Source organism: Enterococcus pallens ATCC BAA-351 (assembly GCF_000407485.1).
Taxonomy (GTDB): domain Bacteria; phylum Bacillota; class Bacilli; order Lactobacillales; family Enterococcaceae; genus Enterococcus_A; species Enterococcus_A pallens.
Genome location: NZ_ASWD01000002.1, coordinates 642,903 through 668,011, shown reverse-complemented (window position 1 = coordinate 668,011; position 25,109 = coordinate 642,903). Strand labels below are relative to the sequence as shown.

The window sequence follows — 25,109 nt, the reverse complement described above, 5'->3', positions numbered from 1 at the left end:
AGATGGAAAAATGGGTGTAGGAAGTAGAGTTTTTTTAGAAAGAGAATTACCTTCAAAAGAATTAATCGAGAAGTTTAGCAAACTCCCAGCGGCCAATGTCGCGGACACAATGGGGCGCTTATGTGCGATGCACAGCGATATTAAATTAATGTCTAAACCAACAAAGTTCATGTGTGGTCCAGCCTTGACGGTAAAGGCACGTCCAGGAGATAATCTGATGATTCATGCGGCTTTAGATATTTCACAGCCGGGAGACATCATTGTGGTATCCAATGAAGGCGATCGCAGCCAAGCCTTGATGGGGGAAATTATGACGGTGTATAGTGCCAGCTTCTTGGAATTAGGCGGCATTGTATTAGATGGTCCAATGCGAGACATCGACAGCATTGGTAAAATGGATTTTCCTTTCTATGCTAGCGGAACAACTCCAGGTGGCCCTTATAAAGAAGGCCCCGGAGAAGTGAATGTTCCGATTGCCTGCGGACGAATTTCCGTGAATCCGGGCGATATTATTTTAGGTGATCAGGACGGCGTAATTGTTATTCCACGGGAAGACGCTGAAGACATTTACGAAAAAGCGCTGAAGCTTTCTGAAGGCGATCAAGCGAAGGTGAATGCTGCTAGAGAAGGCAAAAACAATCGTGATTGGGTAAAAAATACACTTGAGAAAAAATCTATCGAGTTTATTCCAAGCAAATGGAATGACCGATAAACTAATTTAGAAAAGAGGTAAGCCGGCTTGAACTCGAGCCGGCTTATTTTGTGCGATTGCAATACCAAACTTTATTCCAACTATAGAAGTAGCAAAAGCCAACCATAAACTTCTGTTCAGGAAAGAAAAGAAACCATTCAGGAAATTCAAGCCTTCTCTGCGGCTTTTTCCAGTATCTTTAATTCATCGAAGGAAAAGAAAAAAGGAGCGAGTTAAACATGGCAAAAGAAATTAAAGTGGTAGAATCATTGAGAGCATTAGGGGTAGAGCCTTTAGAAAACAGCTGTATCGTAGTAAAATATGCAGCGCCAAACTTAAGTGAAAAGGTCGCACGTTTTTTAATTAAGGAAGCACCTTCTTACATTTTACAGCTTTGCGAAAAGGATTTAGTCTTGGCACCGTTAAGCTGGACGGGCAAAGTGAAGGATCAAGAGCCCTTAAAAATTCCTATCAGTACAGTTAAATCGGTACAGATTGAAGAATCAGGCTTTGACTACCGGATCTCTTTGGGACTAGAAGATGGCAAGATTGATTTGGTTACCCAGCAAAAAGAATTGGCACTATTTAGAAACAGCGGTGCACTTTCGGTTGAAAACTTCTGGGGCACCAAAAGCTGGCATGTAAACAATTTAGATGGAACGTTGAAAAAAATAGCGGCTTTAGCTGAATAGATCGGATGAAGACATAACTGAAATTGGTTGTGTCTTTTTTTGTGCCATTGACATAAGTAGATTGTCGACATATACTATAAGTAGATAATCTACCTATGGAGGTGAGATCAATGATTGATAAAGGCTTAGTATCTGGTAGTACGACATTGCTGATTTTAAGTTTGCTGTCAGACAAGGATATGTATGGCTATGAAATGATCGAAACCTTAGCCAAGCGCTCGCAAAATGTATTTGAATTGAAAACGGGTACCTTATACCCCTTGCTGCATCAGCTGGTAAAAGCTGGACATTTAACCAGCTATGAAACTGAGGTGAAGGGGAAAAAGCGGAAGTATTACCAATTGACTGCAACCGGCCGTCTTTTTTTAGAAGAGAAAATCAAAGAGTGGGAAACCTACTCCAGCACCGTCACCGACATTCTTGGAGCTGTGACTTATGGATACTAAAAACTATTTAAAAAGGCTGACCAAGCAAATCAGTGTCAGCAGTGTTCGCAAAGAAATTTTGGCAGAGTATACCGCTCATATTGAGGATCATAAGGAATCGTTGATCCGTCAGGGGATAAGTGAAGAAGCGGCTGAGCAGGAAGTACTGGAGCAATTAGGTGATCCAGTCGTTGTTGGGAGACAATTGAACAAGGTCCATCGTCGAGGAATTGATTGGCGGATGACCGGTTACTTTCTAATTTGTGCGGTAATTATAAATGTAGTTCCTTACTTTTTCGGCTATGGACGAACCAGTGCTTCGGCACCAAATTTTATTTTGTATGGCATTGCGGGGATAACTGCGTGCGCCGGCTTTTTGATTTCTTTTATGGAAAAATATACCGATTCGGCCTTGTTCTATGCTTGGGGTGAAAACTGGGATGGCGGAGGAATTACCAATAGCGGCTTCGTTTTAGCAATCGCAGTTTTTCCGTTTTCCGGCTCTCTCCAGCAGAAGCTCTTTTGTATTTTGCTGTTGGCGGGATTGCTTACCCTGCAGCGGTATCTGATCACATTCGTCAAGGACCGTAAAGAAAAGCAGCTGCTTTGGGAAATAGGTGTGGCTGTCACGGACATTTCTTACAAAGGGACTGGTCTTGTTAATGGTAAAAAGCTGAGCCTCAAAACCAATCAAGAAGTGATCAAAAAAGATCGACCATTTATGGTAATCGGCCTAGAAGGATTTCGGCCGGTGGCAGTGGCAATTTAACAGCAGATTCAACTTGAACAATCCGTCTGCATCGCTTATGATAGGAAATATTTTCGAGGAGGGATTCTATGACCGTTGAATTGCGTCCGGCACAGGTGACTGATTTGCCGGCAATTGCTGCTATTTATACAGAGAATTGGCAGCACACGTATAAACAAATTTTACCTGAGGCGTTTCTGCAGGCGATGAATCCAGCAGATAGTGAAAAGCAATGGGCGAAGTTTTTGGCAACGCAAGAAACGACCTTACTGGTTGCAATGGCAGAAGGACAAATTGCCGGCTTTGTTGCTGTATCAAAAGAGTCTGAGCTGGAAAATACGATCTATGTTGATTCTCTTCATGTTTCCTCGTCGTTCCGCAACCGAGGGATTGGTTCTTTACTGCTGCGAGAAATCTTAGCTGATGCCAGACAGGAAGGAAAGCAGGTCACTATTTGTATCCTGCGAGGCAACGACCAAGCCCGAGCGGTGTACAGCAAACTAGGTGCCCTTCACTTGAAGTATTTTGAAGATACGATTGGTGGAATAACCACTCAGTCGGAAAAGCTAATTTGGAAAACAGAGCAATAAAAAAGGTGCACTTTCTCAGCTAAAAAAGAGAGTGCGCTTTTTTCGTCCCTATAAACAGCAAATTTAACGTGTGGTCCTATGAGTGGTAGAGTTGAAGGTGGAGAGTTGATTTTCATGGCGAGGGCTGTTTTTTGAATTCAGGAAAACAAGCATGTTTGCCTTAAAAATGAAGGTCAGCCATATTACTAAAGGAGGAATTTGCAAATGACAGCACCAATGATTACATTGAATGATGGACACAAATTGCCAGCTTTAGGCTTAGGGACAGTAGCGATTCGCGGAGACCATGGGATGAACCAGATTATTACAGCGATTCAAAGCGGGTATCGTTTAATCGATTCTTCCACGAACTATGACAATGAGGGCATTGTGGGTGAAGCGATTCGCCGCTCAGGTGTACCGCGGGCAGAGCTTTTTGTAACCTCTAAATTACCAGGGAAATATCATACCTATGACGATGCCTTGATGATGATTCAAGAATCGCTGCGTCGGATGGGCTTGGACTATTTTGATTTGTATTTGATCCACTGGCCGCTGCCAAAGCGAGATCATTATGTAGAGGCTTGGCAGGCCTTGATCACTGCTCAGAAAATGGGCTTGATCCGCTCCATTGGGGTGTCGAATTTTGAACCCGAGCATTTGGATCGCATCATTGAAGAAACGGGTGTCACACCGGCAGTCAACCAGATTGAGATTCATCCTTACTGGGTGCAGGAAAAACGGCTGGCTGAGAACAAACGTCGTGGTATTGTCACCGAGGCGTGGAGTCCATTAGGTCGCGGCACGGTTTCGCTGGAAGAAGACATATTGAAAAAGTTGGCGGAAAAATATGATAAAACCCCGGGGCAAATTGTCATTCGCTGGCACTTGGATCGCGGAATTTTACCAGTAGTAAAATCCAGCAATCCGCAACGTCAACGGGACAATCTCGCCGTTTTTGATTTTCATTTGACCGAGGAAGAAATAGCGGCGATCAATCAGCTGAACAAGCCAGAGGGTCGTGTGGATGGACAAGATCCAAATGAATATGAAGAATTTGACTAGCAACTAAATACAATTGACCTTTGCTGAACAAGTTAGCACTCGCTGCTCTTGTTCAGCTTTTTTGTGTTTCGTGTTTAAGTTACGTAAGAAAACGCAAAAGAATTTCTGATTATTATTCCCAAAGGCCTTTGTCTTTAAATAACGTTAGTAATTTTATGAGTGATAATAAATCGATTGGTTTTGAGAAATAAGTTAAATGTTTTTTGTTAATTTAGCTCTAAACAATAATCTTTAATTAAAGCTGATTAAACGAAAAAATAAGTGAATTATAAAATAATGTGTTGAAAAAGCAAGTTAAATCCCATAAAATAAAATTAAAATAATGTTATAGGGTCAGAAAATGATTTTTGGTCTGAATCTATGAGGGAAGTGAAGCGATCAAATTACTTTTTGTGAATTAATGGACAAAATAATTTTTAACAGAAATGTGAGGGGAAAAAAATGAATAAAAGGATTAAAGGATTGTTAGGAATCGGCCTGCTGCTGTTTTCATTCGGCGTGGCAGGACAGAAAGCGTTTGCGGATGAAATGACGGTTACTACGGTTGCAGATTTGCAGGATGCGGTGAACAATGCACCCAGTGATCGAACCGTTACCTTGGACAGCTCGTTTCCAACGGATCTTGATACAACGATTGCTTTGCAGGAGTCGCCGTATCAAGTGGTGGTAAACGGGAATGGCCTGACCTTGCAATCTACTACGGGAAAGCAATTGTTTTCCTACGGCAGCGGCACGGGAGCTGCCGGCTCAACCTTAACCTTGAAAAATATGAATCTGGAAGGATTGGGTAATAATGCACGCGCCTTAGCTATCTCTGGTTACAAGGGTGAGTTCATTTTAGAAAATACCAAAGTGAATAATTTTCAATCTTATGACGATGGGGCTGCCTTTTACACGGCAGGGAATACCCGATTGGTTAATTGTACCTTTTCCAATAATAAGAATACCGGCTCTGGTTATTCTGGGGGAGCAATTGCCTGTAAAGGGTATTCTGCTAACTTTTCTGCCAGTAATTGTCAGTTTCTAAACAATGAAACCACCTATGCTGGAACCGGCAATGTCGGTGGTGAAGGTGGGGCGATTTATTTCTTCCAGCCTAGCAGTGCCGCAACCTTCAGCTTTACCAACAATTACTTTGAAGGCAATAAATCGGTAGAAACGATTACCAGCGGAAAAGCGAAGCTGGCGGATGGTGGGGCTATCGCCTTCTTTAATACGGTAGCCGGCACGCAGATTTTATTCGACAGCAACTCCTTTGTACGCAACATTGCCGGAGATGATGGCGGTGCGATTCTGATACAAACTAATGACAACATTGACAGCGGAGTGCTGTTCAAGAACAATACCTTCTACCAAAATAAAGCTTTGGGACAGGATCTTTCAGGAAACAGCGGCGGGGCCATTCAGATATATGCCAATGGCGGAATGACTCAAGGCAGAAAAGCGGCCATTGATTATGTCAATAACAGCTTTGTGGAAAACGAAGCTGTTTACGATGGGGGTGCCATTGGAAGCTCAGGCTATATAACGAATGTTTCTGCTGGACGTTATGCCAACAATCTATTTGTCGGCAATAAATCCCGAACGGCAAGCAAAAACAATATTGCCGATGCTACCTCAATCGCTGGTACCGGTGATTTAGAAACCAACATTGGGTATGACAATGGAACAGCAAGCACCACAACTATGACGGATGTTTTCGGAACAGCGCCAGTAGGGTTAGTGGACAATTACAACAAAATCACAGCAGGCACTGCTAGTGATGCGATCGTTTTACCGACTGTCCCAATTGCTCCTGAAAAAGCCGCTGATGACCAGGTAGATAATCTGTGGGGTGTATTTGTAGATCAGCGGGACTTGCCAAGAACGGCGAAGGCTGACATTGGATCGGTTGAAATTGATTGGATTAAATATGACAGCAATGGCGGGATTTTTGATCTTGGTACGGAGCTGGCTAAATATGAAGGTACCATTTACTATGAGGGGACACAGCCCACTGCTTACTATCAAGTAGGCTACAAGGATTTGAACCAGTCAATTCCTGCAGGTACTGACCTGAAAGCAACCAAAGAAGGCTATCAATTTGCTGGCTGGTCAAAGGATGAAGCAGCCAAGGACCCTGACCCAACTTATGCGGAGGGCAATTCGATCACCATCCCTAAAGGCAATGAAACGCTTTATGCTGTTTGGAAAAAATCAGAGCCGGTAATCGTCCACTACATGACCTACGACGAAAATAAACAGCTGGTCAGCATCAGCCCAGATGAAACGTTAACAGGTGCCTTAGGAGAAACTTACCATGCATCAATTAAGCAAATTGATGACTACGTGTTTTCCGGGGTAAAGGAAGGCGACTCAATTACTGGTATCTTTAGTGATCAGCCGCAGGAAATTACCTTGATTTATACGAAGACGGTAAAAGAAAAAGGAACTGTCTTGGCTCAATATCAAGACGAAGAAGGCAAACCATTGGCTGGCGATGAGGTTTCGATGGGAGAAATTGACACCGATTATACGACCCAGCAAAAAGACATTCCAGGCTACACCTTCAAAGAAGTGCAAGGCGCACCCAATGGAAAGTATGCTGCAGGAATAACGAAGGTTGTCTACGTTTATACGAAAGATCCAGCGGCACAAGGCCAAGTGATCGTCCACTATCAGAAGGAAGATACCACACCATTAGCTGATGATGAGACATTAACTGGAGCTGTGGATGAGTATTATGCTGCTGAGGTGAAAGCCTTCGATGGGTATGTATTGAAGGGAATCACTGGCGCTGTCAGCGGGAAATTCACAGCCGCCGATCAGGAAGTGACCTTGATTTATGCTGAAAAAGACAGCGGAAAACAAACAGGTGTCTTGGTAGTTGAGCATCAGGACGAGGATGGTCATCCTTTGCGCAACAGTGAAGTGACGATTGCTGAGGTGGGCAAGTCCTATACCACTTCTTCTAAGAAAATTGAAGGCTACACCCTTAAGGAAGTTCAAGGCTCTGAGGTCGGCGAATATGCCGAGGGAATTACGAAGGTTACCTACATTTATCAGAAAAATGTGAGTAAAGGAAAGCTGATTGTTCATTACCAGGATGAAGCCGGCAAGAAAATTGCCGAAGACTTTTCAGATGAACAGCCAATCGACACAGCGATTCCGTTGGAGCTGTTTACCAAAACAATCGATTCTTATACGTTAAAGGAAATCAAAGGCTTAACTAGCGGCTTCTACACCGAGAAGACCCAAGAGGTAACTGTGATTTACCGGAAACAAGAAGGTAAGGTACTCGTTAATTACTTAAGCGAAGAAGGCAAGCAATTAGCGAATCCAGCTCTCTTATCTGGTGCCGTCAATTCAGATTACCAGACCGAAGAAAAGAAATTTGATGGATATGTATTGAAGGAAGTATTAGGCAATAAGGCGGGCAAATACACCTTGGAGCCACAAATAGTCACCTACATTTACAGCAATAAGGGAACCATCGCAATTCGCTACGTGGATGAAGCCGGCAATGAACTAGCTGACACTGAACAGCAAACAGGCATCATTGGCGAAAAATATGAAACGACCGCTAAAGCAATTACTGGCTGGAAGGTAAAGGAAACGCCTGAAAATGCGAATGGCACTTATCAGGAGCAAGAACAAACCATTACCTATGTTTATGTGAAAGACAGCTTGCCAACAACCGGTGACGGAGCTGGTTCAGCAACTGGCGGAGGCACAGGTGTCATAACAACACCAGCCACAGTCAGAAGCCTGCCGGACACTGTACAGCGCAGCACAGCACCTGCTGCTCAAGGCAAGACGCTGCCTAAAACGGGAGAAGAACGAGCGAATCCAGTGTTGATCACTGCTTTAGGAATTTTAATTGTTGGAGCAGCTGTTCTCCTGTTAAGAAAACAAAAGTTCAGTAATCTCTAAAACAATTTGAGTGCGTACTGTAAAAGGTGCGCACTTTTTTTGTCTGGCGGAAAACTTTACTTTTGTCAGAGAATACGCTAGGCTTAAGGTATCAAACAACCAAGTGAGGAGCTAAAGCCATGACTGCATCAATGAAATTGCGCAACGTACTTTTGAATAGTTAATTGAATACATTCAAAAGTCTTGGGAAGAGCGATTTCAAGGGATGAGTCTATACTTTTTTCCTGTTCGAATAGAAATGGCTAGAGATAGTACCAGACTATCTCTTTTTTTGTGCGCTCTTTTCCCAAAAGGAGAGCAGGGAAATCATGGAAACTTTAGCAATCAAATTAACCAATATTCAAAAAAGCTTTGGCGCAAAAGATGTGCTGCACATTGAAGAGTTGAGCGCCTACGAGAATAACCGCATCGGCATTATCGGCGACAACGGGTCGGGAAAATCTACCTTACTAAAAATAATTCAAGGAGAACTGGCTCCAGAAGTAGGAACTGTTCAGCGAGAAACCAGCTTTAACTACTTTTCGCAAATTGCCGAAACGATAGAAGTAACGGATTCCGAGAGTATGGATTGGGAATTAATGGGACGGTTGAAGATCCCTAAAAACGACGTCGCAACCTTAAGCGGGGGTGAAGCTACTAAGCTTCGACTGGCGCAGGTGTTGTCCACTTATCAAATGGGTCTGCTGCTGGACGAGCCAACGACTCATTTAGATCGCAAGGGTGTCGATATTCTAATTGAGGAGCTGCGCTATTACTATGGTACCTTGATTTTTGTCAGCCACGACCGCTATTTTCTGAATCAGCTAGCGACCACCATTTGGGAAATCAAGGATGGACGAGTCACCGAATACATTGGCAATTATGAAGACTATAAGCAGCAAAAAGAAGCTGAGCAGTTGGAGCAGAGCCGAGCAGCTGAAAAGTATCAAAAAGAAAAAAGTAAAATAGAAGCAGCCATTGCCAAGAAAAAAGAACAGGCAGCTAAAGCCGAAAAGGTATCTGCTAAGAAAAAGCAGCAAAACGTTCGGCCGGATCGCTTGTCCTCCTCTAAGCAAAAAGACACCGTTCAAAAAGGTCTGCAAAAATCAGCTAAAGCGATGGAATCTCGTTTGGCACAATTGGATCAAGCAGTAGCACTGGACGGAAAACCAAGGATTGCTTTTCCTAAGAGCCAGTCATTGGAGCTGCACAACAAATTTCCTATTCGTGGAGAGCAGGTAACACTGCAGCCAGGAGACAAAATCCTGCTTGAGACTTGTGATTTCCAATTTCCATTAGGTAAAAAAATCGCCATTATTGGCGACAATGGTGTGGGCAAGTCCACCTTGCTAAACCAGATTGCAGCCAACGGAGAGGGAATCATTCTTTCTCCAAAAGTAGTCTTGGGAATGTATCGTCAGATGGATTACAAATATAGTGGGACTGAGAGCCTGTTGCAGTATTTGATGAAGCAAACCAGCTATTCCGAACCAATTGTCCGCAGCGTGCTGAACAGGCTCGGCTTCTCTCAACTGGATATTACCAAAGCATTGTCTGAGTTGAGTGGTGGTGAGGCGACCAGAGTTTCACTGGCTTTGGTGTTCATTCAACCGTCTAATACGCTGATTTTAGATGAACCGACCAACTTTATTGATTTGACAACGATTGAAGCTTTGGAGGAGCTGCTTCAGGCTTATGACGGAACCGTATTGTTTACTTCCCATGATTCGTATTTTGTGGAGCGGGTCGCAGACGAGGGGTATTTGCTGGAGGGGCAGAAATTAAGCTTGCAGAACTAAAATAAGCCGGACCATTCTTCCCGTCGAATGGTCCGGCTAGCGTAAGGTTTTATGTGAATGTTAATACGTTAAATCGAATGATTAACCGTTCATTAAAAAGTCTAAAATGTTCCAGCCATCGGATGTTTCTCCGCGGTACATTTCGGTGTAGCCGCATTGCGAGCAGCTGATGGTATGGAATTTTTTGTTTTGCACATCAAAGATTTTGGCAAAGTTTCCCCCAGTTGCCTGAAACTGATCGGTTTCGTAATGCTGATTCCCACACTTGTCACAAACGTATTGTCGTTTTTCCATTTTCTTTTTCTCCTTTATTTAGCTTAACTACACTTATAGAATAGCAATTTTTCGGGAAAAAAGCTTACTCCTTTAGACTGATTTTTGTCTTGACTTTAGGAGTATTTTTTAGCTGGAGAGAATGAATAACTGAGGACAAGCGCTTCTGATGGAATTTGATTAATAACTGCTTTTGGTTGGTCGGAGTAAAGCCATTTTAGAAAAACAATAGTTATGCTTAGCATTTATTGCTAAAATGAGTTAAGGAATTAAAAGGGTTGGGAGGAGTAAACATGGGGAATAGAAGTTACTTGTTAACCGATGATCAGTGTCAATTATTCGAGGCCAACAATACGTTACCAGTTTTTTGGATTTTAGGCGGGTGTCCGCAGCCGTTTCAGGCCAAAATAGCAGAAGCTGTTCAGCTATCCGCTCCAAAAGAACCAGAGGGAATGGATGAGGATGACTACGAAGAGCTGTATGTGGACTGGTTCACCACGAATCAAATTGGTGAAGTTCAGCTAGGCATTCAAGCGTATTTAGACAACTTAGAAAAGAATCGTACCTACATTGAGTCGGCATATGGCTGCTTAACGGAAACCTATGATGCGTTTATAAACGTAATTAAGCAGCAAAAGGAACACAATCCTGAGGCAACGATTACCATTGACTATGGACAGATGATCGGTTTTTATGAAGACCATTTGGAATTTTATCACGCCATCGCAGCGCTTATTCAGCAAATTGAAAAGCTGGAAGAAAACCAGTGGATTTTTCCCGGGGATGCATTAGGTTCGACGATTGGGACTGATGAATATTCTAATCATCACGGGGAAACACTTTTCACCAGAGAAAGCTATCAGCAGCTGAATGCTACTTTGATGAAATCGTTGAGAAATGAGCAGAAGGCTAGCGAACCTGCTGCGAAGCAAAGCTCTTTGCTGCAAAAGTTTTTCAGTAAGCTGAAGAAAAAATGAGATCTGGAAATATTTTTACCAGAGTGAAGAGCGTTCTTACCTAAGAGAAATGAGGATAACGGATGGCCAAGATTTTAATTATTGAAGATAACAACGATATCAATGAAATTTTACAGGATTTATTGAAGGAGCAGCATGAGGTGTTTCCGGCTTTTTCGGGGACTGAGGGGCTGATGCTGTTTCGTTATGAAGCGATCGATTTAGTGTTGCTGGATATTATGCTGCCGGGGAAAAACGGTGAAGAGGTGTTAGCGGAAATTCGTCAGAGCAGTAACGTGCCGGTAATCATTATTACGGCCTTAGGTGATAAAAAGACTGTTAGTGATTACTTGCTGAATGGCGCCAATGATTACATTACCAAGCCCTTTGATTTAGATGAAGTCCGTGCCAGAGTGATGGTTCAGCTGAGAAGTGCTCAGCCTGCTGAAACAGAGAAACCCTGTTTATGCTATAAAAATATCACACTGGATGAGAATTCTTTTGCCATCCAATCAGGGGACCAGTCGCTGCGGTTAGGGAAAAAGGAATTTGAGATTTTGAAAACGTTAATGAGCCGTCCTAAGCAGATTTTTACAAAGGAACAGCTGTATGAGCAGGTTTGGCAGGAAAGCTATTTGCCAGGAGATAATACCTTGAACACCCACTTAAGTAATTTGCGTAAGAAAATCAGCCAGCTGGATGCTGAGAATGAGTACATCGAAACCGTCTGGGCTGTCGGTGTAAAGCTGGCAGGTGAATAATGAGCTATTTAGCAATTTTTAGTACGTTGGCAGCTGTGTTTTTGGCTTATCGTTATATTGTTTTGCGTTTGAGCCTTCGCAGTCTGGCAAAAGAGATTGAAGAGAAGCGAGTCAGTCAAACGAACGTTGTTTTGATGAATTCCCAACATCAAAAGGGGCTGGACCCGTTAATTCATGAGGTAAACCAGATTTTTAACGAGCTACAGGAGAGTCGCATTCTTAATCAGCAGGAGAAAAAGACGCTGGATTTAGCCATTCATAATATTACCCATGACATTCGGACACCCTTAACAATTGCCAGCGGCTTCACGCAAACCTTGATAAAGGAGCTGCCGGAGGAACAGGAACGACTAGCAAAAATCCAAAAGAATTTAACGACAGTTTCTCAGCGGGTCGAGGTATTGCTGGAATATCAAGATTTATTGGAGGCCAATGTCCAGCCTAAGTTTCAGCAGCTGGATCTTTCGCAGGCATTAACCGAAAACCTGTTAAATTATTATAGTAGTTTGACTGAGCAGCAGTTTGAGGCAGAGGTGGCTATTCAGGAAGGCTGTTTGATCGAAAATGATCCAGAAATCTTGCAGCGGATTTTCCAGAACATCTTCAGCAATATTTTAAAGCATGGGGAAAAGCAGCTGACGGTTAAGCTCTCTAGTGATGATAAGCGGGCTTATGTAACCATCTGCAATCAGAGTCAGCAGGAAATTCAAAATCTCGAAAAGCTGACCAGCCGTTTTTATTCAGAGAATATGTCTGAAACGGAAAAATCTTCGGGATTGGGCTTGTACATTACGAAAGAGCTGGTTGAATTGACGCAAGGATTTTTCTCCATGAAGGCTCAGGACCAACAGTTTTGTTTAGAAATTACTTGGGAGTTAAGCAGGAAATAAAGAGAGGCTGTGGCGATAACCGTCACAGCCTCCTGTTTTTATAGATCTCGCTTCTTAAAGGAGATGAGGGAAAGCGTGCCGCAGCAAATAATTACTAGAACAGCTGCAATCATGGTGTTTAACCAAAAGTTGTCAGGAAGACTTAGCCAAGCAGAATCCATGCTGCCTTGGAAGCTTATATATTGCAGAACTTTTACCTTAGAATAGATGATAGTGATAATTCCAGTTGCAATCGGCAAAATCACGACAGCTAGAACGGCTGCAATATTAGAGAAGCATAGATACAGAGCCAGTAAACCAAAAGCAAAGATTGCGTTAATGGATAAATACTGTACACCTAAGGTACGGAAAAAATTTTCAAAGTAATTGACCCCAAAATCCCCTACGCCATTTTTGATGGCTGCCGTTAAAAAGGATAAACCATAATAAAAGGCAAATTGCATCAATATGGTCACCAGGAAAACAATGTATTTTGAAAAGAAAAATTCCCCGCGAGAAATGCCAGATGAAATCAAGTTTTTCAAGGTCTTTTTTGATAGATCAAAGCCGATAGTCATAACGAAAAGCGGCAAGCAGAAATACATAAGAAAACTGGACATAGTGGACATGGCAATTAAAGTGTTGGCACCCGACCACTTCGCTTGGGTAACCTGCTCCTGCAGCTGCTGGAGAGAGTCATGGGAAATCCCGACGGAGCCTAACGCTTCGGTGCCGACTGAGAGCACGACTAAGCCAATTAAAAGCAGCTGGTTGATGTAAAAGCCCTTTGAATGAAATAAACGATAAAAATCTGCTCGAATGGTATTAATCATGATAAGTTTCCTCCTAATTCACCCACAAGTTCGGTGAAATAATCCTCTAAGTTTTGTTTTGAATGGTAAATGCCGTCAATGACAATTCGTTCCTCAACCAGCGCCTGAATGATGTGATTGACTTGATTGGATTCTCCAAAAATGTGCATGGTATTCTTGTCAACTACCTTTAGGACATAATGCAAGCTGTCCTGTAAAAATTGACTGGCCTGCTGGATTTGCTTGGTTTGCAGGACGATAAATTCATCATTCATCTGATCAAATTCAGTTTTCGAAATTTCCTTCACCAGCTGACCGTCGTTAATAATCCCAAAGCGGGTTGCCACATGATAAAGCTCCGTTAAAATATGGCTGGAAATAATGATGGTCATGCCCCGCTCTTCATTCAAGCGTTTAATCAGACGACGAAACTCGACGATCGCAATTGGGTCCAAGCCGTTAATCGGTTCATCTAGAATTAGAAAGTCTGGCCGAGTCAAAATAGCAATGGCAATCCCCAGCTTTTGCTTCATCCCTAATGAGAAGTTCTTATATTTTTTTCTGCCGGTATCCGTTAAGTCCACCAGTTCTAGGGTTTCTTTGATGACCTGCTTTGACTGAACAATGCCGCGCAATTTGCAATAGTAGGCTAAGTTTTGTTCGGCTGTCAGCTGATCGTAGGCGGAGGGTGTTTCAATCACCGCCCCAGTACGCTTTAGGCTGTTGGTCCATTCTTTATCGGTAGAAGAACCGAACAAAGCAATCTGGCCGTTTGTCGGCGCAATTAATCGGGTGATTGCCTTTAGCAAGGTTGTTTTACCGGCGCCATTGCGACCGATCAAGCCGTAAATTTCTCCTTTGCGAATGTGTAGTGAGACATCCTTTAAGGCATATTGCTGTTTGTATTTTTTATTCAGCTGCTGAACAGTTAGAATAGTTTCCATGGTGTGCTGCTCCTTTTAAGTTAAGTTTAGTTTTAATAAGGTCCGGAATCAGTTAACTGACCTTCTATACTTATCAGTTTACGGTTTCTTTTTCAGATAACTCTCAACCAATTCTAAAATATTTCTAAAATTCTTGAGAGGTTTAGCCGGAAAAAGGTTCTCTAAAGGGCTGGAAACGTGAATTCTTAAGCGGACGTAGAAATGAAAGAGTGGAGGAGCTACTATCACAATGGGAAAATTCAGAGCTTGGGGGGGTACTACTTAATACTGGTTTTTTATTCTCTTTTTAGGAATTATGATGTCGACAAGGGAACGGTCTTCAGTAAATAGGAGACGTTTATAGTTGGATTTTTGTAAAATAAAAAAGCTGAGGGCTATGCACCAGCTGAGGATGGGGTATTCAATGTAGGAAAAAGTTGACGATCCCGTCTTTTCCAATGGCATAAAGGAGCCTGGCTTTGCTGCAGAGCGTTGGAGAAAAAGGCAATTATGGCGTCAATTTAACTCAAAAGACAAAGATGCCCGTCATTTCTGTTTTTTGAATGCTTACTGGTGGTAAGACTTAAGCTCTCCTCTGGTATAATAAATAAACCATCAAACAAGTGAGGGGAACCCAATGAAAACTATTTTTTTAGATATTGACGATACCCTTTTAGATTACGAAAAGGGGAGTGAGCAGGCGCTGAAAAAGACCTGCCAACAGCTGGACATCGGGTATTCATCAGCTACGTTAGCCATTTATCGCCAAATCGATAAAATGCTTTGGTCCAAACAGAAAAAAGGAGAGCTGACCATTGAAGAGGTGCTGAGAGAAAGAGCTCGGCAATTTTTAGAGCAGACGCAGTCATCCCAACCTTATCAACGATTCCAAACCATGTTCCAGCAACATTTAGGCGAAGAAGCTGTGGTAATCAAGGGCGCACTCGAAATGCTGTCCTATCTACAACAGAAAGGCTATGGGCTTTATGCAGCTTCCAATGGTATTTTGGCCACGCAGCTCAAACGGTTAGCAAAGGCCCAGCTGCTTCATTTTTTTGACGATACTTATGTTTCAGACGAAATAGGGTATGAAAAGCCTGATCCTGAGTTTTTCAACGAATGCCTAAAAAGAAGTGGTGCTGCAGCTGAAGCAACGTTTATGTTAGGAGACAGCCTAACAGCAGATATCCACGGTGCAATAAATGCCGGATTAATTCCTATCTGGTTCAACAAGCATCAGCGAAGTCGACCAGCGGATCTTCCTGAACTCTTGGAGCTCACTAAGCTGGAGGAATTGCCAAAACTAGGAATTTAATCCTTCGTAAACTAAGTCCTAAGCTGGCTGCTGGGGCTTTTTCTGTTTTCCCAACATACAGCTATTTCCGCCTATTCCGCTTCCGGTTCTTTTTCTTGCTGGTATTCTTGCGCAGCGCTTTTTCCAGCTCAAGATTCCGCTTTTTTTTCTTTTTTTTGCCAGTTGCAGTCAAGTCTTTCCAGCTGGGTATCCGATCCGTTGGGACTTTGCCGGCTTTTTTCTTCTTCGTATCATTCGAAGATGGTGTCTGCTCTGACTGATTAACGGGCGGAGCTGACTGAGCCTCAGTATCTGCGTCTGCTTTATCACCATCGTTTGGCACGGCCTTTTTAGCTGAAGCTTTTTTTTGCTGTTCGGTTAATTGTTCGCCTGCTTCTTCCGCCGTGTCTTCTTCATTGCGAATGTCGAAGTTGCGGGTGCGTTCATCAGGGGCAAAGTCCAGCCAAACCACTTGGGTGAATTGACGCCGGCCATCCTTTTGGAAAACGGTTAAATTTCCTAAAATATCTAATAGAGCCCGATGTTCTTCAGGTGAACGCAGACACACTACGTTACTTAAGCTCCAAGTATGCATTTTGTTGGCTTCATCTAAGAAGCCGGCCTTCAATTTTTGTCTGCTGTCGACGGGTTGCTCCCCAGAAATTAGTGCAGGGCGCAAGGGTTCTATCTGTAAACGCGCTTGTTGCGTCAGCTCGTTGAATTCTTGTTGGTTTTTGTATAGGCGGTTGATGACAGTTTGCCATTCTTTATCAGTGGTAAAATAATCTTGGAAGTAGATGCATAAATGACGAACGGAGGCCGGAACTTCGCCAGTTAGGAATAAGTCGCGCACTTGTTTTTTTGCGACAAAGGATAGATCAAGCGGACTAAACGCATTGCGTACCATGATGGCTACACAAAATTGAATGAAAAACGCAGTATTTTTGGTTTCCGATAAAAAAGCTTCTAAGCGGCTGGAAAGAGTCTCGCGTTTTTTTAGGGTGAAGACCTGTCTTTTTCCGAAGGGCTGGGCTGATTTGTTCATAAGTGATTTCGCTGTCATAGTTACATCTCCTCGTAAGCATTAAATGGTTTAGTTGTAGCAAAAATGTGATCATTCTAATTTTTTTGTTTGTTGTATTGTTGTAAATGCTCTAATAATTTGGTTATAGAATACCGTAAAAAATCTCATGATTCAATAATAAATTGCAATTAATAGTCACTTTTGTTAAAACTATTTATAACACGTGTAATATAACAGTGGTTATTTTATGTAAGTTTTTTTCGTGAAGAGAAAAGTGAAAGGTGACTTACAATCAAGTATTTTCGTTAATTTCTTTTGTTTTTTGGCACGCCAGCATCACTTTCAAAAGCATTCTGGTTTTCACACGAATATTTGTTATTTTAATGCTGAAAAAATTTTTAACACTGGAACGCAAGGTGCAGGATTTCTTAATCAAAATGCGAGCAAGAGAGAGGATATCGCTTGCCCGAGTATAAGAGTATCGTTAAATGTTTTCCTTGAACGAAACCCGGACATACTTTTCGATGAAACGACAAAGAATAAAAGAGACATAGCTTCAGACTGTAGACAAAATTCCTAAAAAGGAATGGAGGATACAGTCTTTTTTGGGATCAAAATACTAACGGGTAAATGCTGTCTTACAATAAAGCGACAAGAAATCAAGAGTGCCTTTATCGAAGGGCAACATTAAATAACCTGAGTGATTTTTTAGGAATAATATTTCCGAAAATGGGAAATTTGAAAATATATATTGAAATAATATTCCTAAATGTGTATAATGTGTTTGTGAATGAAAGGGGTTGCAGTTTTATGGACGGTATCTCAGTATTTTTGGATCAGGACATGAGCCGCGAGCAAGAAGCGTATATTCGCCAAGCACATCAGGCGGGTTTTACAGGGATTTTTTCTTCTCTGCACATTCCAGAAGAGGATGCTTCGCAGTATAAAGAGCGATTGCAAAGACTGGGTGCATTGGCGCAAGCGTTATCGATGAAGCTGATGGTTGATATTTCAGCGAATGCTTTGGAAAAGGCGGGATTTTCCTTGCAACGTGTGGAGGAATTGAAGCAGCTGGGGGTCACTGGTTTGCGAATGGATGATGGTATTTCTAATCAAACGATTGCTGAGCTGACACACCGAATTGAAATCGGTTTAAACGCCAGCACGATTACACCAGACGACCTAACGGAGTTGCAGGAATTAGGCGCAGATTTTTCAAAGCTTGAGGCATGGCACAATTATTATCCAAGACCTGAAACGGGCCTAGATAATAAGTGGGCGGCTGCTAAAAACCAGTGGTTAAAGCAATCCTTTCGGGTAGTAGCTTTTGTTGCTGGTGACAAGGAACGACGAGGCCCGTTGAAGCGAGGACTGCCTACACTAGAGCAGCATCGAGAGGTTCATCCTTTATTTGCCAGCTGGGAATTGAAAACGCAGGGCTATTGTGACGCTTGCTACATTGGAGACCCGCAGATTAAAATGTCCACTTTGCAGCAATGGCAGCAGTTTTCACAGGAAAAGAAAGTAGTGCTCAGGGTTCAAAAGGTGGTTGAGGACTATCGATCAATGATTTTGCGCACACACCGGAATCGTCAAGACGAAGCCAGGGATGTAATTCGCAGCGCAGATGCTAGGTTTCAAGACATTGATTCAATCCCGCCAGAAAATACTGTTGCACGTCCAATTGGTGCTGTGACAATTGATAATCAGAAGTATCAACGCTATATGGGAGAGATTCAAATTATCAAAAGAGCCTTACCCGCAGATGAAAAGGTAAATGTTGTGGCAGCGATATGCCCTGAAGATTTACCGCTGCTAAACCTGGTGACTGCAGGGGTGGCCTTTGAGTTAATTGAACAAAAGAAAGAGTAGGAGCAGGCAAATGATTAATTTGGAAAATTTGATTACAGAAAAACGGAATCAGGCAACGATGAATTTAGATGAACTATCGATTTCAGAGGCACTTCAGCTGATGAATCAAGAGGATCAAAAGGTTGCCAAAATTGTAGAGAAAAAGCTATCGACAATTGAGCCAGTCATTGAAGCGACGATCCAATCCTTTAATCAAGGAGGCCGTTTAATTTATTTAGGTGCGGGAACTAGCGGACGCTTAGGAGTACTGGATGCAGCGGAATGTGTGCCAACCTTTGGTGTTTCCAGTGAAATGGTAGTCGGACTAATTGCAGGCGGAGAAAAAGCGATGACGGTTGCCGTTGAAGGTGCTGAAGATTCTCAAGAACTAGGAAGACAAGATTTGATTGATCTGAACCTGACGGATAAAGATATGGTCATCGGAATTGCTGCCAGCGGAAGAACCCCTTACGTAATTGGTGCTTTAACGTATGCCCAAGAAGTCGGTGCTTCAACGGCTTCCTTATCCTGCAATGGCGATGCGGTGATCAGTAAATACGCGAAATACCCAATTGAGATTGAAGTCGGTCCAGAATTTTTGACTGGATCAACCCGACTAAAATCGGGAACAGCTCAGAAGCTGGTTTTAAATATGATCTCGACGCTGTCGATGATTGGTATCGGAAAAGTATATAAGAATTTGATGGTAGATGTGAAGGCAACCAACGAAAAACTAGTGGAACGCAGCAAGCGAATTATCATGGAGGCGACTGATTGTACCTACGAAACAGCTAGTCAAGCATTCGCTGAATCCGGCGAGAGTGTCAAAGTAGCCATCGTGATGATTCTAACTGGTTCAAGCAAAGAAGCAGCAGAAGAGAAACTGATTCAAGGCAGAGGCTTTATCAAGAATACTTTATAGGAGAGGTAAAAAAATGGCAGAAGACAAAATCAAACGCATTTCAAGAGAAATCTATGAAAATGTTGGTGGCATGAACAATGTCAATAAAATCGTTCATTGCATGACGCGAGTTCGCATGGAAATTAAAGACTATGACAAAGTAGACCTGGAAAAGCTGAAAGCAGTTGAAGGCGTCATGGGTGTGGTCGAGGATGAAACGCTGCAAGTGGTGGTTGGTCCAGGAACAGTCAACAAAGTAGCTAATGAAATGGTTGGTTTGGCGGGCGTTAAGCTAGGGGAAGAATTTCCCAATGCTGAACCAGAATTAAGCGGCAAAGCCAAAGTCGAGCAGCGGGCGGCAGAGGTTAAGGCGCAGCAAAAAGCGAAAACCAATAAGAACACCCCCTTCAAGCGAGCGTTAAAATCAATTTCCAACATCTTTGTACCGCTGATTCCAGCCTTTGTTGGCGCAGGAATCATTGGCGGGATAGCCTCTGTCTTAGGAAACATGATTACTGGGGGACAGCTTTCCGGCGACTGGCTGCAATATGTAACAGTGATGAATATCATCAAGAATGGTATTTTCACCTATTTGGTTATCTATGTAGGGATTAACGCTGCGACTGAATTTGGTGCGTCACCAGCCCTGGGAGGAGTCATCGGCGGCGTTACTATGTTAAATGGAATGAATGTGGAAGAACCCTTGAAAAACTTGTTTACCGGTGGCGATTTAGCTGCTGGGCAAGGAGGAATTATCGGGGTAATCCTTGCAGTTTGGTTATTGGCAATGCTGGAAAAACGTCTGCACAAAATCATTCCTGAAGCAATTGACATTATCGTTACACCAACGATTGCCTTGCTAGTGGTTGGTTTAATCACCATTTTCATCCTGATGCCTTTTGCGGGAGCTGTATCAAACAGCTTAGTTGGTGCGATTAATACGATTTTGAATGTTGGTGGTGCATTTGCTGGTTTTGCTTTAGGGGCGTTATTCCTGCCGATGGTAATGTTTGGCTTGCACCAAATTTTGACACCTATTCATTTGGAAATGATTGATCAATCTGGAATGACTTTGCTGCTGCCAATCTTGGCAATGGCTGGTGCAGGACAGGTTGGAGCTGCTGTGGCTCTTTGGATCAAATGTCGTAAAAATCATCAATTGACAGAAATGATCAAAGGGGCTCTGCCAGTAGGGATTTTAGGTATCGGTGAACCATTAATTTATGGTGTGACCTTGCCATTAGGACGTCCCTTCGTTACGGCTTGTATTGGCGGCGGCATTGGTGGTGCCGTAATTGGTTTAATCGGCGGCATTGGGGCGACGACAATTGGCCCAAGCGGCGTGGCGCTGCTTCCGTTGATTGCTGATGGCAAATGGTGGGGCTATCTGGCAGGACTTTTGGCCGGCTATCTTGGCGGCTTTATCGTAACGTATCTGTTTGGTGTTCCGCAACGAGCGATTGATGGCGATATTGCATAACCTTTGAAAAGCTCCGGTTCGATACCGGAGTTTTTGAATTTTCTCTATCTAAATAGTAGGGCTTCCTGTAAAATATTCACGAAGAGGATAAAAAAGGATTAGTACAAAATCAGAGATCTTGGATTCTCTGATATCAATTTTACGAGGAGCTGACTTTTGTGAACGATGATATTCTATTTTTAATTCGAGACAAGCTGCCTACCCTTAGTAAGTCTGAACGGAATTTAGCAGAGTATATTTTAGCAAAGCCAGAAAAGGTAATTCGTTATACGGCCAGTCAATTAGCCAAAGAGGCTGCATCTAGTCCTGCGACGATTATTCGTTTTACTCGTTCGATCGGTTTGAACGGCTTTACCGAGCTGAAGCTGCAGCTGTCTTCAGACATCGGCCAGCAAAAAGTTGAGGTTTATACGGATATTGATAAAGAAGACAATCCTGATACCATCAAAACGAAATTGAAGGCTCGAATCGATTATGTCTTAAACAAAAATGTGGCCTGTTTAACCAATGAAACCGTCGAAAAATGTGTAGAATTGGTAGAAAACGCACAGACGATCTATATCTACGGGGTGGGTGCCTCCAGTTTGGTCGCCCAAGATATGTATCAAAAATTTTCTCGTTTAGGAAAGGTGACGATCTTTGAGCAGGATTACCATCACATGGCTGGAATGATGGCTTCTGTCGGTGAAGGCTCACTGTTTATCGGAGTTTCCAACTCTGGCGAAACGCGGGAAACAATTCGTTTAGCACAATTAGCTCGAGAGCGACAAATGAAGGTAATTGGCTTAACCTCATTCGGGGGTTCAAAATTGGCCGACATCGCCACCATCAGTTTGGTCAGTGAGCACGAAGGGGAGAATCCTTTGCGTGCGGCAGCCACCGTTTCTTTAATGGCGCAGCTGTTTGTAGTGGATGTCTTCTTCCTGTCTTATGCAGCAAAACATTACGATCAAACCATTGAGCTGCTGCAAAATACCAAAGAAGCAGTTAAGAAAGTGAAAATTGACCATTAATCGTAAAAAGTTAGCATTCAGTTTCCAGGCTGAATGCTGATTTTTTTATTCAAAATCACCTGCTTTCTTTTTGGGCAGGCCATTTTAGCTATTGTTGATTCTCTGTTTCTAGCTTATAATGCTAACCAATAGTTTGTCTGTTAAATTATATACGTGAAATGTCGAACAATATCAAAGGGGATGATACTTGTGAAGCAGAAAATATATCAATTTGTAGTAGATAAAAATCAACAGGTCAATCAATTGGATGAAGCAGCAGCAGTGATTGCTAACGAAATTTGTGATTACTTTACCATTAAGCGCAACACCGCTAGTAAGTATTTGAACGAGCTGGTGGAAGAGTCGTTGTTAATCAAAATCAATTCCCGGCCAGTTTATTTTTTTAGTCGGAATTTTGTTGAAACCGTTTTAGATTGTGCTTTGGAGGGAGCGGTGTACGCTTCGATCGGAGAGCTGAAGCGCCAGGGAGGAGTCGATGCTTTTGATCGAGTGATCGGCCGCAACGACAGTCTGAAGGAACCAATTGAGCAGTTGATTTCCGCGGCGATTTATCCAGAAGGCTTACCGATCCTGCTGCATGGGGAGTCAGGAACTGGGAAAAGCATGCTGGCTCGTCTAGTTTATGAATACAGCCTAGCAAAGAATATTTTGAGCGAAAAGGCACCGTTTATTGTGTTTAACTGTGCCCAGTACTACAACAATCCGGAGCTTTTATCCAGTCAGCTTTTCGGCTACAAACGTGGGGCATTTACCGGAGCGGATAGTGACCGTGGCGGTTTAATCGAAGAGGCTAAAGGTGGTATCCTTTTTTTGGATGAGGTTCACCGATTATCGCCGGAAGGACAAGAAAAGCTATTTATTTTGATGGATCAGAAGGTTTTCAGTCGGATTGGGGAGACGGACAATCTGCGGAAAGCCAATGTTCGGTTAATTTTTGCCACAACTGAAGAAGTGCAAAGCAGTTTTTTGCCGACCTTTTTACGGCGAATTCCTATGATTTGTCATTTGCCGAACTTTGCGGAGCGAACCTATCAGGAGCGTCAGGATTTGATTTACTTGATGTTGAAGCAAGAAGCCAGTGTCCTGCAATGCTCACTGCGGGTGTCCAGTACGGTCATCCATCTACTGACGCATGCTCAGCACAAAGGTAATATTGGAGAAGTGGAGAATTTGATCAAACGGGTTTGTGCCCGCGAGTATTCGCTGCAGCAGGGAAAAAATCCAGTAGATATTCGCCGGAATTCCGTGCCTGAGGAAATGCTTTTAGCTAATTTGGATTTGTTAAATGAGAAGAAGTTCTTGAACGAACCGGTTTTGTTTACTCCGGCGATGGAGATTCGGGTATCTAAGGAAATTACCTTGTTTAATCGCTATGCTGACAAGATGATTCGCCGGGTACTAAAGCTTTTTAAGGCCCTGCAAAAGGAGCAGCTTACTTTTGTCGATTTTCAGGAGCAGGCGATGTCGGAATTGTATTCGTTTATTGATCAATTGATTTTCAATGATGTCAGTACTTCTCAGGAAATCCTGAATTACATGATTCGTCAGGTGCAGGAGACCTTCCAGCTGGTGATGCACGCTCAGAACCATCTGTCTAACGGCAATGACATCTTCATGATTGCCAATTATTTATTGAAACGAACCGAAGCACTGCAGTTTAATATAGAAAAAGCCGAGCTGCAGGAGCTGTACCAATACCTTTATAAAATGAGTAAACAAAATACCCCCACGTTGTTTCAGCTGCTGGAAAACAATTTAGATTTGTCCTTAAGTCAGTTTGATAAGCTATTTATTATGCTCACGCAAATTGCCGGAAAAACGGTTGAGAGCAAAGCGATTGGCGGCCTAATTATCGCCCATGGCTATGCGACTGCCAGCAGTATCAGCAGTGTGGTGAACCGAATGCTAAAGGCGCATATCTTTGATTCCTTTGATATGCCGCTGGATGTTAGTGTTGACGAGTTAATTGAACGCATTGAGCAATATGTAGAAAGCTACGACTATCAGGAAGGATTGCTGGTGCTGGTGGATATGGGTTCGCTTCACAATATTGGCAAGCAGTTAGTTAAAAATATTACTTCACCGATTGTACTGATCAACAATGTATCCACTGAAATGGCTTTATGGGGCGGTGATCTAATCCAGCAAAAGCAAAGTATTCTTGAAATCTCTGAGAAGATGAAGGAAACCGGAAAAATTCACTGCCAGCTGATTTACCCAGAGAAGAAAGCTTCGAAGGCAGTGATTATATCCTGCAGTACCGGGTTTGGGACTGCCATTAAACTAAAGGAATTGTTCACTAAGATTGTACCAGCCGAAAGCGAGCTGCAATTTATTGCTCAAGACTTTGAGCAGCTGAAGCAAAAGGGCTTTGAAACAGAGGTCTTCAAAACGAATGAAGTGATCGGTTTAATCGGCACGGCTGATCCGCAGCTGGGGCAGCTGCCGTTTATTTCAATTGAGGATCTGTTTTCCGATAAGGACAATCGGCTGCTGCAGCTGTTGGAACAGCATACCGCCAAGGAAGTGGCAGAAGTGGTAAACAATGAAATGATTAAGAATCTGTCCTTGAATAAGATCATTGATTCCTTAACGATTTTGGACAGCACTAAAGTCATTTCCCAAATTGAGCCCTGTATGGAAACGTTGGAACGCTTTATCAATCGCAAGCTGAACAATAATCAAAAGCTGACGTTGTATGTGCACGTCAGCTGCATGATTGAACGGCTGATTCGCAATCAGCAGATGGACACGATGCCGCAGGATGAAGCATTTTTACGAAACCAGCAGCAGATTTGTTCCATGATCCAAACGGCCTTTCACCCAATCGAGCAGTTGTACAATATTACATTGCCGGTAGAAGAGGCTTATTACATTTACAATATCACTCAGAACTTTGTGTGACACTAAATAAAGAAATCAGTGACACTGTCTTTTTGCAAAAGATAGTGTCACTTTTTGTTTGCATTCAATCCGCAGTCCTTGCAGCAGTAGGATTTTGGCTTATTTTTTATTGATGAACAGTAATTGGCACAGGACTTGCTTTTAATAAAGCGAAGAGGAAAAAGGAGG

The 25,109-nt window shown here is 42.8% G+C and carries 21 protein-coding genes; 17 read left to right on the top strand and 4 right to left on the bottom strand.

What is annotated here, in order from left to right:
• Window positions 1-10: 10 nt before the first annotated feature.
• From I588_RS09695 to abc-f, 8 genes are all read left to right on the top strand, one after another.
• Complete coding sequence (locus I588_RS09695; RefSeq protein WP_010755209.1) at window positions 11-712, top strand: RraA family protein; 702 nt, start codon at window positions 11-13, stop codon at window positions 710-712.
• 218 nt (window positions 713-930) lie between these two features.
• Entirely contained in the window at window positions 931-1,383 is a 453-nt protein-coding gene (locus tag I588_RS09690) for a hypothetical protein (protein WP_010755210.1), read from the top strand.
• A gap of 110 nt (window positions 1,384-1,493) precedes the next feature.
• Window positions 1,494-1,829, top strand: coding sequence for a PadR family transcriptional regulator (locus I588_RS09685; RefSeq protein WP_010755211.1), 336 nt, complete (start codon window positions 1,494-1,496; stop codon window positions 1,827-1,829).
• Window positions 1,819-2,577: a permease prefix domain 1-containing protein gene (locus I588_RS09680; protein WP_010755212.1), complete on the top strand. Its 759-nt coding sequence runs from the start codon at window positions 1,819-1,821 to the stop codon at window positions 2,575-2,577. The genes I588_RS09685 and I588_RS09680 overlap by 11 nt, the downstream gene beginning before the upstream one ends.
• Window positions 2,578-2,645: 68 nt before the next feature.
• The gene (locus I588_RS09675; RefSeq protein WP_010755213.1) at window positions 2,646-3,146 is read left to right on the top strand and encodes a GNAT family N-acetyltransferase; all 501 of its coding nucleotides are present in this window, start codon (window positions 2,646-2,648) and stop codon (window positions 3,144-3,146) included.
• A 204-nt stretch (window positions 3,147-3,350) separates the two neighbouring features.
• Entirely contained in the window at window positions 3,351-4,190 is an 840-nt protein-coding gene (locus tag I588_RS09670; RefSeq protein ID WP_010755214.1) for an aldo/keto reductase, read from the top strand.
• Window positions 4,191-4,631: 441 nt separating this feature from the next.
• A complete protein-coding gene (locus tag I588_RS09665; protein ID WP_010755215.1) occupies window positions 4,632-8,102 on the top strand; it encodes a MucBP domain-containing protein in 3,471 nt (1,156 codons plus the stop codon).
• Window positions 8,103-8,410: 308 nt separating this feature from the next.
• Window positions 8,411-9,880, top strand: coding sequence for a ribosomal protection-like ABC-F family protein (gene abc-f / locus I588_RS09660; protein WP_010755216.1), 1,470 nt, complete (start codon window positions 8,411-8,413; stop codon window positions 9,878-9,880).
• Window positions 9,881-9,961: 81 nt separating this feature from the next.
• Here the strand turns inward: abc-f and I588_RS09655 are convergent, their stop codons facing one another.
• The gene (locus I588_RS09655; RefSeq protein WP_010755217.1) at window positions 9,962-10,174 is read right to left on the bottom strand and encodes a zinc ribbon domain-containing protein; all 213 of its coding nucleotides are present in this window, start codon (window positions 10,172-10,174) and stop codon (window positions 9,962-9,964) included.
• Window positions 10,175-10,446: 272 nt separating this feature from the next.
• Here I588_RS09655 and I588_RS09650 point away from each other — a divergent pair, with 272 nt between their 5' ends.
• From I588_RS09650 to I588_RS09640, 3 genes are all read left to right on the top strand, one after another.
• Complete coding sequence (locus I588_RS09650; RefSeq protein WP_010755218.1) at window positions 10,447-11,130, top strand: hypothetical protein; 684 nt, start codon at window positions 10,447-10,449, stop codon at window positions 11,128-11,130.
• Window positions 11,131-11,192: 62 nt separating this feature from the next.
• Window positions 11,193-11,870 carry a response regulator transcription factor gene (locus I588_RS09645; protein ID WP_010755219.1) on the top strand — a complete coding sequence of 226 codons (678 nt, stop codon included), beginning with the start codon at window positions 11,193-11,195 and terminating at the stop codon, window positions 11,868-11,870.
• Window positions 11,870-12,760 carry a sensor histidine kinase gene (locus tag I588_RS09640; RefSeq protein ID WP_010755220.1) on the top strand — a complete coding sequence of 297 codons (891 nt, stop codon included), beginning with the start codon at window positions 11,870-11,872 and terminating at the stop codon, window positions 12,758-12,760. Before I588_RS09645 ends, I588_RS09640 begins: the two co-directional genes overlap by 1 nt.
• Window positions 12,761-12,798: 38 nt before the next feature.
• Here the strand turns inward: I588_RS09640 and I588_RS09635 are convergent, their stop codons facing one another.
• A complete protein-coding gene (locus I588_RS09635; protein ID WP_010755221.1) occupies window positions 12,799-13,572 on the bottom strand; it encodes an ABC transporter permease in 774 nt (257 codons plus the stop codon).
• Window positions 13,569-14,495 carry an ABC transporter ATP-binding protein gene (locus tag I588_RS09630; RefSeq protein ID WP_010755222.1) on the bottom strand — a complete coding sequence of 309 codons (927 nt, stop codon included), beginning with the start codon at window positions 14,493-14,495 and terminating at the stop codon, window positions 13,569-13,571. The genes I588_RS09635 and I588_RS09630 overlap by 4 nt, the downstream gene beginning before the upstream one ends.
• Window positions 14,496-15,111: 616 nt before the next feature.
• Between I588_RS09630 and I588_RS09625 the strand changes: the two genes are divergently transcribed.
• Entirely contained in the window at window positions 15,112-15,789 is a 678-nt protein-coding gene (locus tag I588_RS09625) for a YjjG family noncanonical pyrimidine nucleotidase (RefSeq protein ID WP_010755223.1), read from the top strand.
• Window positions 15,790-15,850: 61 nt separating this feature from the next.
• Here I588_RS09625 and I588_RS09620 read toward each other — a convergent pair whose 3' ends face one another.
• Window positions 15,851-16,831 carry a hypothetical protein gene (locus I588_RS09620; RefSeq protein WP_010755224.1) on the bottom strand — a complete coding sequence of 327 codons (981 nt, stop codon included), beginning with the start codon at window positions 16,829-16,831 and terminating at the stop codon, window positions 15,851-15,853.
• A 771-nt stretch (window positions 16,832-17,602) separates the two neighbouring features.
• Between I588_RS09620 and I588_RS09615 the strand changes: the two genes are divergently transcribed.
• The 5 genes from I588_RS09615 to I588_RS09595 all read left to right on the top strand — a co-directional run bounded on the left by I588_RS09615 (window position 17,603) and on the right by I588_RS09595 (window position 24,941).
• Complete coding sequence (locus tag I588_RS09615; protein WP_034692301.1) at window positions 17,603-18,664, top strand: DUF871 domain-containing protein; 1,062 nt, start codon at window positions 17,603-17,605, stop codon at window positions 18,662-18,664.
• A gap of 13 nt (window positions 18,665-18,677) precedes the next feature.
• Window positions 18,678-19,565 carry an N-acetylmuramic acid 6-phosphate etherase gene (murQ, locus tag I588_RS09610; protein WP_034692487.1) on the top strand — a complete coding sequence of 296 codons (888 nt, stop codon included), beginning with the start codon at window positions 18,678-18,680 and terminating at the stop codon, window positions 19,563-19,565.
• 13 nt (window positions 19,566-19,578) lie between these two features.
• Window positions 19,579-21,024 (top strand): PTS transporter subunit EIIC, encoded by a 1,446-nt coding sequence (locus I588_RS09605; RefSeq protein ID WP_010755227.1) that lies wholly within the window; start codon window positions 19,579-19,581, stop codon window positions 21,022-21,024.
• Window positions 21,025-21,182: 158 nt separating this feature from the next.
• Window positions 21,183-22,037 (top strand): MurR/RpiR family transcriptional regulator, encoded by an 855-nt coding sequence (locus I588_RS09600; protein ID WP_010755228.1) that lies wholly within the window; start codon window positions 21,183-21,185, stop codon window positions 22,035-22,037.
• Window positions 22,038-22,226: 189 nt separating this feature from the next.
• Window positions 22,227-24,941, top strand: coding sequence for a sigma 54-interacting transcriptional regulator (locus I588_RS09595; RefSeq protein WP_010755229.1), 2,715 nt, complete (start codon window positions 22,227-22,229; stop codon window positions 24,939-24,941).
• Window positions 24,942-25,109 lie beyond the last annotated feature (168 nt).